Source organism: Protaetiibacter intestinalis, assembly GCF_003627075.1.
Classification (GTDB): domain Bacteria; phylum Actinomycetota; class Actinomycetes; order Actinomycetales; family Microbacteriaceae; genus Homoserinibacter; species Homoserinibacter intestinalis.
The window spans coordinates 1718889-1736052 of sequence record NZ_CP032630.1 but is presented as its reverse complement, the minus strand read 5'-3'; the positions used below and the strand labels follow the sequence as shown (position 1 = coordinate 1736052).

Sequence of the window (17164 nt, the reverse complement as noted above, 5' to 3'; positions counted from 1 at the left end):
TGCATCCGCCCGTTCTTCCTGAGTTGCGAAGGTGGCCGGTACCGCAACTCAGGAGGTTCGGCGGGAAAGCGGATGCGGGGGGTCGCTCGCGCGGGTCGTTCCTGAGTTGCGGGAACGGATGGCGCGATCCGCCGGCCGCGAAGCGGTCAGACGCGGGCGGCGAGACGCGCGGCGGCCAGCTCCGCGAGCTGGACGGCGTTCAGCGCCGCGCCCTTGCGGAGGTTGTCGTTGGAGATGAACAGTGCGAGGCCCTTGCCCTCCGGCACCGACTGGTCGCGACGGATGCGGCCCACGAAGCTCGGGTCGGCGCCGGCCGCCTCGAGCGGGTTCGGCACCTCCGCCAGCTGCACGCCGGGGGCATCCGCGAGCAGCTCGGTCGCACGGGCGGGGCTGATCGGCTCGCGGAAGGTCGCGTTGATGGAGAGCGAGTGGCCCGTGAAGACCGGCACGCGCACGCAGGTGCCCGAGACGAGCAGCTCCGGCAGTTCGAGGATCTTGCGCGACTCGTTGCGCAGCTTCTTCTCCTCGTCGGTCTCGCCCTCGCCGTCCTCGACGATGGAGCCCGCCTTCGGCACGACGTTGAAGGCGATGTTGCGGGGGAACTTGACCGGCTCCGGCAGCTCGACGGCCGAGCCGTCGTGCACGAGCCCGATCGCGTCCTGGGCGACCGCGGCGGTGGCCTGCTCGAGCAGCTCCTCGCCGCCCGCGAGCCCGGCACCCGAGACGGCCTGGTAGGTGGAGACGACGAGACGCTCGAGGCCGGCCTCGGCATCCAGCACCTTGAGCACCGGCATCGCGGCCATGGTGGTGCAGTTGGGGTTCGCGACGATGCCCTTGACGGCCTCGTCCAGCGCGTGCGGGTTCACCTCGGAGACGACGAGCGGCACCTCGGGGTCCATGCGCCAGGCGCTCGAGTTGTCGATGACGAGCACCCCGGCCGCCGCGAAGCGCGGCGCCTGCACCTTCGACATGGTGGCGCCGGCCGAGAAGATGGCGACGTCGAGACCCGACGGGTCGGCGGTGGCGGCATCCTCGACGACGATCTGCTCGCCGCGGAACTCGAGGGTCGTGCCGGCGCTGCGCTCGGAGGCGAAGAAGCGGATCTCGGAGATCGGGAAGTCGCGCTCGACGAGGAGGCGGCGCACGACCGCGCCCACCTGGCCGGTGGCGCCGACGACGCCCAGACGGATGCCATTGCTCATAACCGGCAATCGTACCGGCGCGCCCCGCACGTTACCGGCACGCGCCGTCGCCCGGGAGATCTGCCCCACATCCGGGGGACGGATGGGGCCCGGTGACGCTACTGTGATCACGTCAGAGACGAAGGAGTGACTCGTGGGCTTCATCCAGGCTTTCACCGGTGCCATCGGCGGCATGTTCGCCGACCAGTGGATCGACTTCTACACCGTTCCGAACGTGCAGCCGACGGCGGCGCTGTTCCCGGCGGTCAAGCAGGAGACGAACGCCGGCCGGGGCTCCAACACCAAGGGCTCCGAGAACATCATCACGAACGGCTCGAAGATCGTCGTGCCGGAGGGCTACGGCCTCATCACCCTGCAGGACGGCGAGATCACCGGCTTCGTCGCGGAGGCGGGCGGCTACACCTGGCAGTCGGACGACGTGAACAGCCAGTCGTTCCTCGCCGGCAACGGCTTCCTCAGCCCCGTCATCAAGCAGAGCTGGGAGCGCTTCAAGCGGGGCGGCATCCCCGGGTCGCAGCAGGCCGCCTACTACGTGAGCCTCAAGGAGCTGCCGAACAACCGCTTCGGCACCCAGAGCGAGATCTACTGGGATGACGCCTGGCTCGGCACGCAGGTGGGCGCGCTCACGCGCGGCACCTACACGCTGCGCATCGTCGACCCGATCCTGTTCATCAAGAACTTCGTGCCGGCCCCGTACTACACGAGCGGGCAGGTCTTCGACTTCACCGACATGAACAACGACGCGGCGACGCAGCTGTTCAACGAGGTCGTCTCGGCGCTCGCCCCGGCCTTCTCGAAGTACACCAACGACCCCTCGAAGGGCCGCATCACCCAGATCCAGTCCGACTCGCTCGGCTTCGCGAAGAGCCTCGCGGCGGCCGTCGAGGAGGGCTACGACTGGAAGGCGAACCGCGGTCTCGAGATCGTGTCGACCGCGATCATCTCGATCGAGTACGACGCCGACACGACCGAGCTGCTGTCGAAGGTCAAGCGTGCGGACGCCCTCTCGGGCGCCCGCGGCAACTCGAACCTGCAGGCCTCGGTCGCGCAGGGCTTCGAGAGCGCCGGCGAGACCGGAGGCGGTGCGGGCCTCGTGGGGCTCGGCATGGCCGCCGGCACGGTGGGGCTCGGCGGGCTGCAGCAGCCGGTCGCCCCGGCGCCTGCGGCGGCACCCGCGGCGGCTCCGGCCGCTGCGGCGCCCGCCGCGGAGGACCCGGTGGCGAAGCTCACGCAGGCCAAGCAGATGCTGGACGCCGGCCTCATCACGCAGGACGACTACGACGCCCTGAAGAACAAGGTCCTCGGTTCCTGACCCGGAGGGAGCCCCCGGCTCGATGAGCATCCCCGACGTTCCGCAGCAGCCCGGCGTGCCCCCGGTGCCGCCCGCGGCATCCGCGCCGGTACCGCCGCCCGCCGCACCCGCGGCGCCGGTGCCTCCCGTCGCGCCCGCCGAGCCCGCCCCCGTGCAGACCGGCAACGAGCGGCGCGACGGGCTCGACCGGTGCCCGAAGTGCGGCTCGACCGACATCGGGCCGATCGTCGGCACCAACAAGCTGCGCTGCGCCTTCTGCCGCTTCGAGTGGGAGCCGGGCAACTTCAACGCCGCGGTGGGCTTCGACTCCCCCGTCGGCGAGCTGCACGGCACGGTCGTCACGACGGGCGCCGGCGACATCGCCGCCGACGTCTCGAACATCGTCACGCTCAAGTGCCAGGGCTGCGGGGCCGAGGTCGTCATCAACACCGAGCGGCAGCTGCAGGCCCGCTGCCACTGGTGCCGGCAGGTGCTGTCGATGAACACCCAGATCCCGAACGGCGCGGTGCCGGATGCGCTGCTGCCGTTCACGGTCACGCACGAGCAGGCGGTCGAGCACATCCGCCACTTCGCGGGCAGGCGTCGCACCTTCGCCCTCAAGAAGTTCAAGCAGGAGTTCACCCCCGAGAACGTCGTGGGCGTCTACATGCCATACCTGCTCATCGACGGCAACCTGCACGCCGACATCGCGGGCCACGGCGAGATCAAAACGCGCCAGTACACGCGCGGCACCGATCAGAACCGCAAGACCTATTACGACGCCGACGTGTACCAGATCACCCGCAGCTTCGACTACACGGTCGACGACCTCACGATCGAGTCGTCGTCGGCGCGCGCCAACCAGGACGTGCGCACCAACACCAACAACGTCATCAACACGATCCTGCCGTTCGACACGAAGGCGGCGGTCGGCTACGACGCCCGCTACATGGGCGAGTTCACCTCCGAGAAGCGCGACCTCAACGTGGATGCCGTGATGCCGGTCGCACGCAGCCAGATGCTGAGCATCGCGCGGCAGAAGGCCACCGACTCGGCCCCCCGCTACGACCGCGGCATCCGCTGGGAGAGCGAGGCGCTCGACGTGAAGGGCACCCGCTGGGTGTCGGTGCTGCTGCCGGTGTGGCTGTACTCGTACTACGAGAAGAAGTCGAACGGCTCGGAGTTCCTGCACTACATCGCCGTCAACGGCCGCACGGGCGAGACGATGGGCTCGATCCCGGTCAGCGTGCCGAAGCTGCTGCTCGTGTCGCTCACGATCGGCACCGTGCTCGAGGGCGTCGCCCTCTGGATCGTCGCCACCTTCTGAACGGAGCCGCCATGCTGGACGTCACGACCCTGGTCCTCGCCTCCGACGACGGAGGCGGGGTCGGCTGGCTGCTCGCGCTCGGCCCCGTGGGGGCGGCGTCGTTCTACTGGGGGGTGTGGCGGGCCTACCGCAACACCGACAAGAGCCACTCCTACGAGCGCGAGACCGAGGTCGTGGTGAGCAACATGACCGGCGACGACGTCAAGGTCGGCACCAACAACGGCACCCAGGAGCGCCACATCCGCGGGCGGAACTCCGACAATCCGCGTCAGCGGCTGTAGACGGCCGGTCTCAGCGACCGGTTCCGGCGTAGACGACCGCCTCCGCGTCGCCGTCGAGGCCGAACGCGGCGTGCACGACGCGCATCGCCTCGGGCAGCGTGTCGGCCCGGGTGACGACCGAGATGCGGATCTCGGAGGTCGAGATCATCTCGATGTTGATGCCCGCATCCGACAGGGCCCGGAACAGCTGCGCCGAGACGCCCGAGCTCGTGCGCATGCCGGCGCCGACGACGGCGAGCTTGCCGATCTGGTCGTCGTACTGCAGCGAGGCGAAGCCCTGCTCGGACTGCTCGGCGCGCAGCGCCGTCAGCACCTTCTCGCCCTCCGCCTTCGGCAGGGTGAAGGAGATGTCGGTGAGGCCCGTCGAGGCGGCCGACACGTTCTGCACGATCATGTCGATGTTGGCGCCGGTCTTGGCGACGATCGTGAAGATCTCGGCGGCCTTGCCCGGCACGTCCGGAACACCGACGACGGTGATCTTCGCCTCGCTCAGGTCGCCCGCGACCCCCGTGATGATGGGCTCTTCCACGGTCTCTCCCTCCACCGGGTTCACGACCCAGGTGCCTTCGTTGTTGTTGAACGACGACCGCACGTGCAGCGTCACCCCGTGCCGGCGGGCGTACTCCACCGCGCGGATGTACAGCACCTTGGCGCCCGCCGCCGCGAGCTCGAGCATCTCCTCGCTCGTCACCCGCTCGAGCTTGTGCGCCTTCGGCACGACGCGCGGGTCGGCCGTGAAGACGCCGTCGACGTCGGTGTAGATCTCGCACACCTCGGCGCCGAGGGCCGCCGCCAGCGCGACGGCGGTCGTGTCGGAGCCGCCGCGGCCGAGCGTCGTGATGTCCTTGCTGTCGCGGTTGAAGCCCTGGAAGCCGGCGACGATCGCGATGGCGCCCGCGTCGAGCGCCTCGCGCACGCGGCCCGGGGTGACGTCCACGATGCGCGCCGCGCCGTGCTGGGCGTCCGTGATCATGCCCGCCTGGCTGCCCGTGTAGGAGCGCGCCTCGTAGCCCATGTCGCGGATCGCCATCGCGAGCAGCGCCATCGAGATGCGCTCGCCCGTGGTGAGCAGCATGTCCATCTCGCGCGGGTCGGGGATGGGCGAGACCTGGTGGGCGAGGTCGATGAGCTCGTCGGTCGTGTCGCCCATCGCGGACACGGCCACGACGACCTCGTTGCCCGCACGGCGGGTCTCGACGATGCGCTTGGCGACCCGCTTGATGCTCTCGGCGTCGGCGACGCTCGAACCGCCGTACTTCTGGACGATGAGGGACACGAAAGGAACTCCAGGGGGTGGGGATGCGAAGGTCATCCTACCGAGCCGCGCATGCCCGCTCGGCACGCGTCACTCGACGAGGCGGCGGCCCTCGAAGGCGCGACCCAGGGTGACCTCGTCGGCGTACTCGAGGTCACCGCCGACCGGCAGGCCGGAGGCGAGGCGTGTCACGCGCAGGCCCGGCTGCACGAGCAGGCGGGTGAGGTAGGTCGCGGTCGCCTCGCCCTCGAGGTTCGGATCGGTCGCGATGATGACCTCGGTGACCTCGGTGCTCGCGAGTCGCTGCAGCAGCTGGGTGATGCGCAGGTCGTCGGGACCGATGCCGTCGATGGGGCTGATGGCGCCGCCGAGCACGTGGTAGAGCCCGCGGAACTCGCGGGTGCGCTCGATCGCCACGACGTCCTTCGCCTCCTCGACGACGCAGATGACGGCCGAGTTGCGGCGCGGGTCGCGACAGATCGCGCAGGTCTCCTGCTCGGAGACGTTGCCGCACACCTGGCAGAACCTGACCTTCTCGCGCACCACGGTGAGGATCTCGGCGAGCCGCGTGGTGTCGAAGCTCTCGGTCTGCAGGATGTGGAACGCGATGCGCTGCGCCGACTTCGGACCGATGCCGGGGAGGCGGCCGAGCTCGTCGATGAGGTCCTGGACGATGCCCTCGTACACGGGCTACGCCCCGCTTCCGGGAGCGGGCGGGCCGGACTCCTCGACGAGCCGCAACGGGCGGTCGCGCGGGGCGAGCGGCACCTCCTCGATGAAGCTCGCCTTGAGCACCTCGCGCACGACGGCCTCGCCGTAGCGGGCGCGCTGCGGGGCGGATGCCGTGGGCGTCTTCGCCGGGGCGGCGGGCTCGGGTGCCGGCGCAGGCGCGTTCCGCGCCTCGGGCTCCGGCTCGGGCTCCGGCTCGGGCTCGTCGTCGGGCGGCGGCGCGTCGGCGTCGTCGGGCGGGGGCGCGTCGTCGACCGCGGGCGATGCGCCGCCCGGGATGGGGGCGACGTTCCAGCCGGTCGTCGCGGGGGCTGGGTCCGGCGCCGCGTCCGGCTTCGCCGGGCGGTACTCGGCCACCTGCCGTGCGGGCTGGGCGGCCGCCCCGTCGGCGCGGGCGATGAACTTCACCCGCACGCCGAGCACCTTGAGGATCGCCTGGCGCAGGTGCTCGCTGACGCTCTCGCCCGCCGACTGGGTCTGGCGGAAGCTCTGCACGTCGTTGTCGCTCGGGAAGGTGAGGGTGAGCACCTCGTTGTCGTAGGCGCGCGGGGTGGAGGTGTAGACGACCATCCACGAGGAGCGCTTGATGCCCTGCACGCCGTCGAGGATCTCGGGCCAGGCGTCGCGGAGCTGGGCGAGGGTGACCTCGCCGGCGGGCGCGGCGGCGGGAGGGGTGGCGGGCGGCGTGGCGGGAGGGGGTGAGGTCGTGACGGTGGTCTCGAGACGTGTCGCTTCGCGGCGCTCCTTAACCACCTGTGCCGGCGGGACGGCCTCAGGCGCGGCGGCGGGCGCCCCGGCGCCCTCGATGCCGATGCGGCGTTCGAGGCGCTCGACGCGGGCGAGCGCGCCGCGCTCGGTGTCGTCGGCGGAGGGCACGAGCAGCCGCGCGGCCATGAGCTCGAGGTGCAGGCGCGGCGAGGTGGCGCCCGTCATCTCGGTGAGGGCGGCGTTCACGATGTCGGCGGCGCGCGACAGCTCGACGGCGCCGAACCCGGCCGCCTGGTGCTGCATCCGCTCGAGCTCGTCGGCGGGCACGCCGCGCAGCACGGCCGCGGCGCCCTCGCGGGTGGCCGCGACGACGATGAGGTCGCGCAGCCGCTCGAGCAGGTCTTCGACGAAGCGGCGCGGATCCTGGCCGGTCTGGATGACGCGGTCGATGCCGCCGAAGACGCCCGGCGCATCCCGCGCGGCGAGCGCGTCGACGATCTCGTCGAGCAGCGCCCCGTGCGTGTAGCCGAGCAGCGCCACCGCCCGCTCGTAGCGCACCGTGGTGCCCTCGGAGCCCGCGATGAGCTGGTCGAGCAGCGAGAGGGTGTCGCGCACCGAGCCGCCGCCCGCGCGCACCACGAGCGGCAGCACGCCGCCCTCCATCTCGATGCCCTCCGAGGCGCTCAGCTGCTGCACGTAGTCGAGCATCTGGGCGGGCGGCACGAGCCGGAACGGATAGTGGTGGGTGCGCGAGCGGATGGTGCCGATGACCTTCTCGGGCTCGGTCGTGGCGAAGATGAACTTGACGTGCTCGGGCGGCTCCTCGACGAGCTTGAGCAGCGCGTTGAAGCCCTGCGGCGTCACCATGTGCGCCTCGTCGAGGATGAAGATCTTGTAGCGGTCGCGGGCCGGGGCGAAGGCGGCGCGGTCGCGCAGGTCGCGGGCGTCGTCGACGCCGTTGTGGCTCGCGGCGTCGATCTCGATGACGTCGAGCGAGCCGCCGCCGTCACGCGAGAGCTCGACGCAGCTCGCGCACGTGCCGCACGGGGTGTCGGTGGGGCCCTCGGCGCAGTTGAGGCAGCGGGCCAGGATGCGCGCGCTCGTGGTCTTGCCGCAGCCGCGCGGCCCCGAGAAGAGGTACGCGTGACCCACACGGTCGGTGCGCAGCGCCGTGCGCAGCGGGTCGGTCACCTGGGTCTGCCCGATCAGTTCGGCGAACGTCTCCGGGCGGTAGCGACGGTAGAGGGCGGTGACCACGGGTCAAGAGTAGTCGGCGCGACCGACCCTCACCGGGCCGCTTCGCCGTCCTCGCCGAGCACGCGGTCGGCGATGCCGAAGGCGTGGTTGGCGCTCGGCACCGAGCAGTAGATCGCGGTCTGCAGCAGGATCTCGCGGATCTCGGCGGGGCTGAGCCCGTTGCGGAGCGCCGCCCGCAGGTGCATCTCCAGCTCCGCCCAGTGCCCGCCCGCGACGAGCGCCGTGAGCGTCACGGCGGAGCGCATCCGCCGGTCGATGCCGGGCCGCGTCCAGATCTCGCCCCACGCGTAGCGCGTGATGAGGTCCTGGAACTCGGCGGTCGTCGCCGAGGTCGCGCCGATCGCCCGGTCGACGTGCGCGTCGCCGAGCACCTCGCGGCGCACCGCGAAGCCCGCGGCCGCGCGCTCCGGGTCGGATGCGCCGAGCCGCCCCGCGAGCAGCTCGCGGAGGATCGCGGCCACCGCCTCCGGGTCCTCGGCGGGCGGCAGGTGGGCGACGCCCTCGAGCACCCGCAGCCGCGCGCGCCGCGCACCGGCGGCGATCGCCGCGAGCGAGGAGACCGGGGTCGGGCGGTCGTCGGAGCCCGCGACCGCGACGAGCGGCGTCGCGATCTCGCCGAGCCGCGTGCGCACGTCAAACGCCGCGAGCGCGCGACAGACGGCCGCGTAGCCGTGCCGGTCGGCGGTCTGCAGCGAGGCGAGCAGCCGCGTCACGACCTGCGGCTCGCGCTCGACGAAGCCGGGCGCGAACCAGCGCTCGGTCGAGCCGATCACCTGGGTCGGGGTGCCCGCCTGCTCGACAAGCGCGGCGCGCTCCTCCCAGCCCTCGGGCGTGCCGATCCGAGCGCCCGTGCTGATGAGCGCCGCGCCCGCGAAGCGATCCGGCGCGTCGAGCAGCAGCTGCAGCCCGACCGCGCCGCCCGCGGAGTCGCCCGCGTACCAGACGGGGGCGCCGGGGTCGCCGCGCTCGGCCTGGGCATCGTCGATCAGGCCGAGCACGGCATCCGCGATCTCCTCGACCGTGGTCGAGGGGCCCGCGGGGGCCGGGGATGCGCCGTGGCCGGGCAGGTCCCAGCCGAGCAGGTCGGCCTCCGCGGCGAGCAGTGGCACGACATCCGCCCACAGCGCCGCGGCCGAGGTGCCGAGCGAGGGCCCGAGCACGAGCAGCGGTCGGGAGGCGTCGCGCACGGCGAAGCCGGTGCCGCGCAGCTCGAGGGTCATGCGTCTGCTCCGTAGCTCTCGAGTGCGCGGTCGACGAGGGCGACGGCCGCCCCCGGGTCGTCCCCGACCTCGGGGTGCGCGGCGAGCAGCCGGGCGGCCGCGTCGGGGTGCACCTCGAGCCCCTCGAGCAGTTCGGCGGCGAGGGCGGACGCGGATGCCGCGTGCCGGGCGAGCTCGCGCAGCGCCGGCCACTCGGCGTGCCAGGCGCCGTCGGGCCGCTCGTCGACGGCGAGGCCCGCCGCGGTGTGCAGCTGGGCGAGCGCGTGCGGCGCGACGAGGGCGCTGCGGCGGATGAGCACGGAGGCGACGGGGTTGCGCTTGAACGGCATGGCGGAGGAGGCGCCGCGGCCCGCGCCCGCGGGCTCGCCCAGCTCCTCGACGCCCGGGCGGGCGGCCGCGAGCACGTCGGAGGTGATGGTGCCGAGCGCCGCGCACACCTCCGCGAAGGCACCGCCGATGCGCAGCACCGGGGCGCGGGTGGTGTGCCAGGGCGCGACCGTCTCGGCGAGGCCGAGGCCGGCCGCCCAGGGGCGCAGCACGTCGAGGCGGTCCCCCGGCACCGACTCCAGGGTGCCCGCCGCGCCACCCCACGCGACGGGGAACGCGACGCCGGCGAGGCGGTCCTCCGCCTCCGCCACGCCCTGCAGCCAGCCGGCGAACCGGGCGCCGAACGTCGTGGGGGCGGCGGCCTGCGCGAGGGTGCGGGCGAGCGCGGGCGTCTCGCGGTGGGTGCGGGCGAGGCGCGTGAGCGCGACGCGGGCACGGTGCAGCCCGTCCCGCGTGTCGTGGGCGGCATCCCGCGTCACCAGCACGAGCGCGGTGTCGACGACGTCCTGGCTCGTGAGCCCCGTGTGCACCGCGGCCGCGTGCGGGTCGCCCGCCTCGGCCCGCAGCCGAGCGACGAGCGCGATCACCGGGTTGCCGGTCGCGGCGGATGCGGCGGCGAGCTCCGCGGCGAAGCCGGCCGGCTCGGCCGCGAGCGCGTCCGCGACCTCCGCCACCCGGGCTGCGGAGGCGGCATCCGCCCGGCCGGTCGACACGAGGGTGCGGCTCCACGCCACCTCGACGGCGAGCATCGCGCGCACGAGCGCCACGTCGTCGGCGAGCCCCTCGGGCACACCCGGCAGCAGCAGGCCGACGTCAGGCATCGAACTCCAGGAACACGGTCTCGCCCTCGCCCTGCAGGCGGATGTCGAAGCGCAGCGAGCCGTCGTCCTCGCGGACGGCGACGAGCGTGTCGCGACGCTCGGGGTCGAGCCGCGCGAGGAACGGGTCGGTCTCGGCCGCCTCGCCCGGCAGGTAGGCGCGCGTGAACAGCCGGTCGAGCAGCCCGCGCGCGAACACGGCGACCGCGATGAAGGGCGCAGCCCCCGGCTCGGTGGGGCCGGGCTCGAGGGTGCGGAACCAGAAGCCGCCCGTGCGGTCGGTCTCGGCGCGGCCGAAGCCCGCGAAGGTGCCGTCGCGCAGCAGGTGACCCGTGGCATCCGGGATCGTGCCGTCGGGGGCGGCGTGCCAGAGCTCGATGAGCGCGTCGGGGATGCCCTCGCCCGCGCCGTCGACGACCCGCCCGTGCAGCCGCACGGCGCCCGGGGTGCCGGGCTCGACGAGCTCGTTGCCGCGCGCGAACGGCAGCCCGAAGCCGAAGAACGGCCCGACCGTCTGGCCCGGGGTGGGCACGTGCTCAGTGCTCATCGTCGTGCTCCTCGGCCAGGTCGTGCTCGAACACCGTGCGGCGGGTGCCGGAGAGGACGATGTCCCAGCGGTAGCCGGTGGCCCACTCGTGGCGCGTGATGCCGTGATCGTACTCCGCGACGAGCCGGGCCCGGGCGGCCGGGTCGACGATCGACTGGTAGATCGGGTCGAGCGGGAACAGCGGGTCGCCCGGGAAGTACATCTGCGTCACGATGCGCTGCGTGAACTCGCTGCCGAACAGCGAGAAGTGGATGTGCGCGGGCCGCCAGGCGTTGTAGTGGTTGCGCCACGGATACGGTCCCGGCTTGATGGTGACGAACTCGTACCAGCCGTCGTCGTCGGTGAGGGTGCGCCCGACGCCCGTGAAGTTGGGGTCGAGCGGCGCCGGATGCTGGTCGCGCTTGTGGATGTAGCGCCCGCCCGCGTTCGCCTGCCACACCTCGACGAGCTGGCGGCGCACGGGGCGCCCGTCGCCGTCGATCACGCGACCGCGCACCACGATGCGCTCGCCGATCGGCTCGCCGCGGCGCTGGATGGTGAGATCCGCCTCGAGCGGCGAGATGTCGCGCTCGCCGAACACGGGCGAGAACAGCTCGATCGTCTCGGGGTCGGCGTGCACCGGATCCTTCGTGGGATGCCGCAGCAGCGAGGAGCGGTAGGGGCCGAAGTCGAGGCGCGGGCGGGTCTCGGCCGGCGCGCCCGCCGCGCGGGCCGCGTCGTAGGCGGCGTGCAGCTCGGCGATCTCGGCGCTCAGCCGCTCCTGTGGTTCGAGTTCGGGCGTCATCGCACGTTCTCCCATCCGGTGTATCCCTCCGCAAGGTAGCGGCGTCCCGCCTCCGACTCCACGAGCGTGCGCAGCTCGGCGATCCGGCGGCGGCGCTCGAAGCCGGGCTCGTCGGGGGTCGTGTGCAGCATCCGGCTCATCCAGGCGGAGAAGTTCTGCGCGCGCCACACCCGGCGCGAGGAGCGGCGGCCGTACTCGTCGAGCGCGTCGTCGCCGGCACCCGCGAGCCAGCCCTCGAGCACCTCGGCGAGGATGAGCACGTCGGCGAGGGCGAGGTTGAGCCCCTTCGCGCCGGTGGGCGGCACGGTGTGGGCGGCGTCGCCCGCGAGCACGAGGCGGCCGTGCCGCACCGGCTCGACGACGGAGGAGCGGAAGCGCAGCACCGTCTTCTCCTCGACGGGCCCCTCCGCGAGGCGGAAGCCGTCGGGGCCCGCGACGCGCGCCTGCAGTTCGGTCCAGATGCGCGCGTCGTCCCAGGCATCCGGATCCTCGTCCGGGTCGCACTGGAAGTACAGCCGCTGGTGGGTCGGGGTGCGCTGGCTCACGAGCGCGAAGCCGCGCTCGGATTCGGCGTAGACGAGCTCGGGGGCGCTGCGCGGCGCCTCGACGATGACGCCGAACCAGGCGTAGGGGTACTCGTGCACCCAGGTGCGGCGCAGCTGCTCGGGGAAGGCGTGCCGGGCGATCGAGCGCGAGCCGTCGGCGCCGACGAGCAGCTCCGCGCGCAGCTCGCCCTCGCGGCCCTCGGCGTCGCGCCAGCGCACGCCCGGGTTCGCGCCGTCGTGGTCGAGGATCTCGACCACCGAGGTCTGCCAGCGGATGTCGGCGCCCTGCTCGGTGCGGCGCGCGGCGAGGTCGGCGAACACCTCGGTCTGCGGGTAGAGCCACACCGACTCGCCCACGAGCTCGCGGAAGTCGATGCGGTGCATCTCGCCGTCGAAGCGCAGGTCGATGCCGTCGTGCCGGTCGCCCTCGCGGATCACCCGGTCGAGTCCGAGCTCGACGAGCGCGCGCACCGAGCCCGCCTCGAGGATGCCCGCCCGGTGCGTCGTGTGGATCTCCTCACGGGAGCGCGACTCGAGCACGACGTGGTCGACGCCCCGCTCGTGCAGCAGCTGCGAGAGGAGCAGGCCGGCGGGTCCGGCGCCGATCACGGCGACGCGGGTGCGCTCGGTCACGGCGCCACCTGCTCGACGGGGAGGCCCAGCAGCTCTCCGAGCTCGGCGAGGCCGATCCCGAAGGTCTGGACCGCGCGGACGACGACCGGGTGTGCGCCGTCCGCGCGGGGTCCGACATCGATCACCGCGAGGTCGGTGTAGACGCGTGTGACGCATCCGACCCCGGTGAGCGGAAGGGTGCAGGCGGGCAGCAGCTTCGGCCGCCCGTCCTTGGTGAGGAGATTCATCATGACCCAGGTGTCGCGGGCGCCGACCGCGAGGTCCATGGCGCCGCCGACCGCGGGGATGGCGCCGGGCTCGCCCGCCGACCAGTTGGCGAGGTCGCCGCCGAGCGAGACCTCGAAGGCGCCGAGCACGCACACGTCGATGTGGCCGCCGCGCATCATCGCGAAGGAGTCGGCCTGGTGGAAGTAGGCGGCGCCCGGCAGCTCGGTGACCGGGATCTTGCCCGCGTTGACGAGGTCGGGGTCGATGAGCTCGGCGGGCGCGGCGGGCCCCATCCCCAACATGCCGTTCTCGGTATGCAAGGTGACCCCGGCATCCGGCGCGAGGTGGTTCGCGACGAGCGTGGGCAGGCCGATGCCGAGATTGACGTATGCCCCGCGAGGGATGTCCTGGGCGACGCGTGCGGCGAGCTGCGCCTTGCTGAGCGGTGCGGTCACGGCGGCGGTCATCTGCCCCTCCCCCCGGCGGCGGTCTCGGCGGAGGCGAGCGAGGCCGCGCGCTCGGCGGCGGCGGTGCGCTCGTCGATCACGACGACGGTCTGCACGTAGATGCCGGGCGTCACGACGGCCTCCGGGTCGATGCCGCCCGCCGGCACGACCTCGTTCACCTCGGCGATCGTCGTGGTCGCCGCCGCCGCCATGATGGGCCCGAAGTTGCGCGCGGTCTTGCGGTAGACGAGGTTGCCCACGGTGTCGGCGCGGTCGGCCTTGATGAGGGCGACATCCGCCCGGATCGGGAACTCGAGCACGTAGCCGCGCCCGTCGATCTCGCGCGTCTCCTTGCCCTCGGCGAGGATCGTGCCGAAGCCGGTCGGGGTGAAGAAGGCGCCGATGCCGGCGCCCGCCGCGCGGATGCGCTCGGCCAGATTGCCCTGCGGCACGAGCTCCAGCTCGACCCGCCCGGCGCGGTAGGCGGCGTCGAAGTGCCACGAGTCGGGCTGCCGCGGGAACGAGCACACCACGCGGCGCACGCGCCCCAGCTCGATGAGCCGCGCGATCCCCGAGTCGCCGTTGCCGGCGTTGTTGCTGACGATCTCGAGCCCGGACGCCCCCTGCTCGATGAGCGCGTCGATGAGCCCGAGCGGCTGACCGGGGGCGCCGAAGCCCGAGATCATGACGGTCGACCCGTCGGCGATCTCGCCGACGGCGTCCAGCAGGTCCGAGGCGATGCGCGTCATGACACGTTCTCCAGCACGACGGCGAGACCCTGGCCCACGCCGATGCAGATCGCGGCGACCCCGTAGCGGCCGCCCTCCGCGCGCAGTCGCGCGGCGAGGGTGCCGAGCACGCGCGCGCCCGAGGCGCCGAGCGGGTGGCCGATCGCGATCGCGCCGCCCCAGGCGTTGACGATCTCCGGATCGCACCCCCACTGGTCGAGGCAGGCGAGCGACTGCGCGGCGAAGGCCTCGTTGAGCTCGACCGCGGCGACGTCGCCCCAGCCGATCCCCGCCTTCGCGAGCGCGCGCCGGGCTGCGAGCACGGGCGCCTCCCCGAAGTACTGCGGCTCGTTCGCGACCGCCGCGCGTGAGGCGATGCGGGCGAGCGGCGCGCGGCCGATCGCGGCCGCCGCGTCCTCCGCGCCGATGAGCGTCGCGGCCGCGCCGTCGTTGAGCGGCGAGGCGTTGCCGGCGGTGACGGTGCCGTCCGGTCGGAACACGGGCGCGAGGGAGGCGAGCTTCTCGGCCGAGCTGTCGGCGCGGATGCCCTCGTCCCGCGCGAGTGCGGCATCCGGGTACGGGGTCACGAGCCCGTCGTAGCACCCCGCCTCCCACGCCTCGTGGGCGAGACGGTGGCTGCGCAGCGCGAAGGCGTCCTGACGCTCCCGGTCGATGCCGTGCCTCTCGCGCAGCCGCTCGGTCGCCTCGCCGAGCGAGACGGTGAAGTCGGGCTGCATCCGCGGGTTCACGAGTCGCCAGCCGAGCGTCGTCGAGACGAGCTGCGCGTCGCCCGAGGGGAACGCCTTCTGCGGCTTCGGCAGCACCCAGGGGGCACGGCTCATCGACTCGACGCCCGCCGCCACGACGACGCGCGCGTCGCCCGACTCGATCGCCCGTGCCGCCTGGATCGCCGCCTCGAGGCTCGAGCCGCACAGCCGGTTGACGGTCACGCCCGGCACGGTGAGCGGCAGCCCCGCGAGCAGCACCGCCATCCGGGCGACGTCGCGATTCTCCTCGCCCGCGCCGTTCGCGTTGCCGAAGATCACGTCGTCGACGAGCGCCGGGTCGAGCCCCGGGGCGCGTCGCAGCTGCTCGCCGAGCACGAAGGCGGCGAGGTCGTCGGGACGCACCCCCGCGAGCGCGCCGCCGTAGCGGCCGAACGGCGTGCGCACGGCGTCGTAGAGGAACGCGGCGGTCATCGCACCCGCACCCCCGTGCGCTCGAGGTCGGCCTCGATGTCGGATGCCGCGCGCTTCAGTGCGGGCAGGATGTCGGCGAGGATCTCGGCGACGTCACCGCGTCGCACCGGCGCCGAGACGTTGACGGCCGCGACGACGGCGCCCGAGGCGTCGCGCAGCGGTGCGGCGATCGAGCGCAGCCCCTCCTCGAGCTCCTGGTCGACGAGCGCGTAGCCCTGCTCGGGCACCCGCGCGAGCTCGGCGCGCAGGGCGCCGACGTCGCGCACGGTGTGCGGCGTGAGCTCCGGCAGCTCGACCGTCGCGAGGAAGGCCTCGCGCTCGGCGTCCGGCAGGGAGCCGAGGATCGCGCGCCCCATCGAGGTGGCGAACGCGGGGAAGCGCGTACCGACCCGGATCGACGCGGACATGATGCGGTAGGTCGCGTAGCGCCCGACGTAGACGATGTCCTGCCCATCGAGGACGGCGACCGAGGTCGACTCCCCCACCTCCGTCGCGAGCCGCTTGATGTGCGGCTCCGCGATCTCGGGCAGCGACAGGCTCGAGAGGTAGGCGTGCCCGAGCTCGAGCACACGCGGCCGCAGCGCGAACTCGCGCCCGTCGGTGCCGACGTAGCCGAGCTCGACGAGCGTCAGCAGGAAGCGCCGCGCCGCGGCGCGGCTGAGGCCCGTCTCCTTGGCGACCTCGCTCAGCGTGAGCGAGGGCCGCCGCGCGTCGAAGGCGCGGATGACCGCGAGACCCCGCTCGAGCGACTGCACGAACTCGGCCGAACGCACCGGCTCATCCGGGGCGAGGGTGGTGTCTTCCATGGTCATCATCGTGCCGATCAGTGCGAGAGCTCCGCCTCGGCCACCGAGCGCACGCCGCGCTTGGCCGCCTGCACGAGTTCGTAGACGTGCGTGCGCAGCCGCGCGAACTCCGGATGCGAGCGCGTCTCGAGCTGGTCGCGCTCGTCGCCGAGGTCGATCGCGACGTCCTCGAGCAGCACCGTGGGGCGCCCCGAGAGCACGAGCACCCGCTCGGCGAGGTACACCGACTCGTCGATGTCGTGGGTCACGAAGACGACCGTGATGCCGAGCCGCTTCCAGAGCGAGCGCACCAGATCCTCGAGGTCGAACCGGGTCTGGGCGTCGACCGCCGCGAAGGGTTCGTCCATGAGCAGCACCTGCGGCTCGTAGGCGATCGCGCGGGCGATCGCGACGCGCTGCTGCATGCCGCCCGAGAGCTGCCACGGGTACTGCGCGGCGGCCTCCGTGAGGCCCACCGCCTCGAGGCTGTCGCGCACGAGCTCCTGCCGGCGCGCCTTCGGCACGCGCTTCTCCTTGAGCGGCAGCTCGACGTTGTCGGCCACCGACTTCCACGGGAAGAGCGAGCGGCCGTACTCCTGCAGCACCACGGCGAGGCCGGGCGGCGGGCCGACGACGGCCGTGCCGCCGAGCGAGACGGTGCCCTCGGTCGCGGACAGCAGGCCCGCGAGGGTCCGCAGCAGCGTCGTCTTGCCGGCCCCCGAGGGGCCGACGACGCACACGAACTGGCCGGCGGGCACCGTGAAGTCGAGCTGGGCGATCGCCTCGACGGGCTCGCCGCGGCCGGTGTACACCTTGCGCAGGCCCGCGACCTCGAGGGTCGCCGCCTCGGCGTGGAGGGAGTCTGTCCGGGTCAT

The 17164-nt window shown here is 73.1% G+C and carries 17 protein-coding genes; 3 read left to right on the top strand and 14 right to left on the bottom strand.

Translation table 11 applies throughout. The features are described from left to right. Positions 1-146: 146 nt before the first annotated feature. On the bottom strand, positions 147-1202 hold the full coding sequence (locus tag D7I47_RS08190; protein WP_120762582.1) for an aspartate-semialdehyde dehydrogenase: 1056 nt from the start codon (positions 1200-1202) through the stop codon (positions 147-149). 133 nt (positions 1203-1335) lie between these two features. Here D7I47_RS08190 and D7I47_RS08185 point away from each other — a divergent pair, with 133 nt between their 5' ends. From D7I47_RS08185 to D7I47_RS08175, 3 genes are read left to right on the top strand one after another with little or no spacing between them, the layout of a single operon-like run. Next, positions 1336-2514 (top strand): SPFH domain-containing protein, encoded by a 1179-nt coding sequence (locus D7I47_RS08185; RefSeq protein ID WP_120762581.1) that lies wholly within the window; start codon positions 1336-1338, stop codon positions 2512-2514. Between the two features lie 22 nt (positions 2515-2536). After that, a complete protein-coding gene (locus tag D7I47_RS08180) occupies positions 2537-3820 on the top strand; it encodes a TFIIB-type zinc ribbon-containing protein (protein WP_120762580.1) in 1284 nt (427 codons plus the stop codon). Positions 3821-3831: 11 nt separating this feature from the next. Then, positions 3832-4101: a hypothetical protein gene (locus D7I47_RS08175; RefSeq protein WP_120762579.1), complete on the top strand. Its 270-nt coding sequence runs from the start codon at positions 3832-3834 to the stop codon at positions 4099-4101. A gap of 10 nt (positions 4102-4111) precedes the next feature. Here D7I47_RS08175 and D7I47_RS08170 read toward each other — a convergent pair whose 3' ends face one another. The 13 genes from D7I47_RS08170 to D7I47_RS08110 all read right to left on the bottom strand — a co-directional run bounded on the left by D7I47_RS08170 (position 4112) and on the right by D7I47_RS08110 (position 17164). Next, positions 4112-5377: an aspartate kinase gene (locus D7I47_RS08170; RefSeq protein WP_120762578.1), complete on the bottom strand. Its 1266-nt coding sequence runs from the start codon at positions 5375-5377 to the stop codon at positions 4112-4114. A gap of 69 nt (positions 5378-5446) precedes the next feature. After that, positions 5447-6043 carry a recombination mediator RecR gene (gene recR, locus D7I47_RS08165; RefSeq protein WP_120762577.1) on the bottom strand — a complete coding sequence of 199 codons (597 nt, stop codon included), beginning with the start codon at positions 6041-6043 and terminating at the stop codon, positions 5447-5449. 3 nt (positions 6044-6046) lie between these two features. After that, positions 6047-8050, bottom strand: coding sequence for a DNA polymerase III subunit gamma and tau (locus tag D7I47_RS08160; protein WP_120762576.1), 2004 nt, complete (start codon positions 8048-8050; stop codon positions 6047-6049). Positions 8051-8079: 29 nt separating this feature from the next. After that, positions 8080-9270, bottom strand: a complete 1191-nt coding sequence (gene pcaDC / locus D7I47_RS15265) for a bifunctional 3-oxoadipate enol-lactonase/4-carboxymuconolactone decarboxylase PcaDC (protein WP_120762575.1) — start codon at positions 9268-9270, stop codon at positions 8080-8082. Continuing rightward, positions 9267-10418, bottom strand: coding sequence for a lyase family protein (locus tag D7I47_RS08150; protein ID WP_120762574.1), 1152 nt, complete (start codon positions 10416-10418; stop codon positions 9267-9269). The genes pcaDC and D7I47_RS08150 overlap by 4 nt, the downstream gene beginning before the upstream one ends. Next, a complete protein-coding gene (gene pcaG, locus D7I47_RS08145) occupies positions 10411-10962 on the bottom strand; it encodes a protocatechuate 3,4-dioxygenase subunit alpha (protein ID WP_120762573.1) in 552 nt (183 codons plus the stop codon). Before pcaG ends, D7I47_RS08150 begins: the two co-directional genes overlap by 8 nt. Further along, positions 10952-11761: a protocatechuate 3,4-dioxygenase subunit beta gene (pcaH, locus tag D7I47_RS08140; RefSeq protein ID WP_120762572.1), complete on the bottom strand. Its 810-nt coding sequence runs from the start codon at positions 11759-11761 to the stop codon at positions 10952-10954. Before pcaH ends, pcaG begins: the two co-directional genes overlap by 11 nt. After that, positions 11743-12924, bottom strand: coding sequence for a 4-hydroxybenzoate 3-monooxygenase (locus D7I47_RS08135; RefSeq protein ID WP_120762571.1), 1182 nt, complete (start codon positions 12922-12924; stop codon positions 11743-11745). Before D7I47_RS08135 ends, pcaH begins: the two co-directional genes overlap by 19 nt. Beyond that, entirely contained in the window at positions 12921-13598 is a 678-nt protein-coding gene (locus D7I47_RS08130) for a 3-oxoacid CoA-transferase subunit B (RefSeq protein WP_120762570.1), read from the bottom strand. The genes D7I47_RS08135 and D7I47_RS08130 overlap by 4 nt, the downstream gene beginning before the upstream one ends. Next, positions 13595-14326, bottom strand: a complete 732-nt coding sequence (locus tag D7I47_RS08125; protein ID WP_120762569.1) for a 3-oxoacid CoA-transferase subunit A — start codon at positions 14324-14326, stop codon at positions 13595-13597. The genes D7I47_RS08130 and D7I47_RS08125 overlap by 4 nt, the downstream gene beginning before the upstream one ends. Continuing rightward, the gene (locus tag D7I47_RS08120; protein WP_120762568.1) at positions 14323-15504 is read right to left on the bottom strand and encodes a thiolase family protein; all 1182 of its coding nucleotides are present in this window, start codon (positions 15502-15504) and stop codon (positions 14323-14325) included. Before D7I47_RS08120 ends, D7I47_RS08125 begins: the two co-directional genes overlap by 4 nt. After that, on the bottom strand, positions 15501-16316 hold the full coding sequence (locus D7I47_RS08115) for an IclR family transcriptional regulator domain-containing protein (RefSeq protein ID WP_227000961.1): 816 nt from the start codon (positions 16314-16316) through the stop codon (positions 15501-15503). The genes D7I47_RS08120 and D7I47_RS08115 overlap by 4 nt, the downstream gene beginning before the upstream one ends. A gap of 11 nt (positions 16317-16327) precedes the next feature. After that, positions 16328-17164 (bottom strand): ABC transporter ATP-binding protein, encoded by an 837-nt coding sequence (locus D7I47_RS08110; RefSeq protein ID WP_120762566.1) that lies wholly within the window; start codon positions 17162-17164, stop codon positions 16328-16330.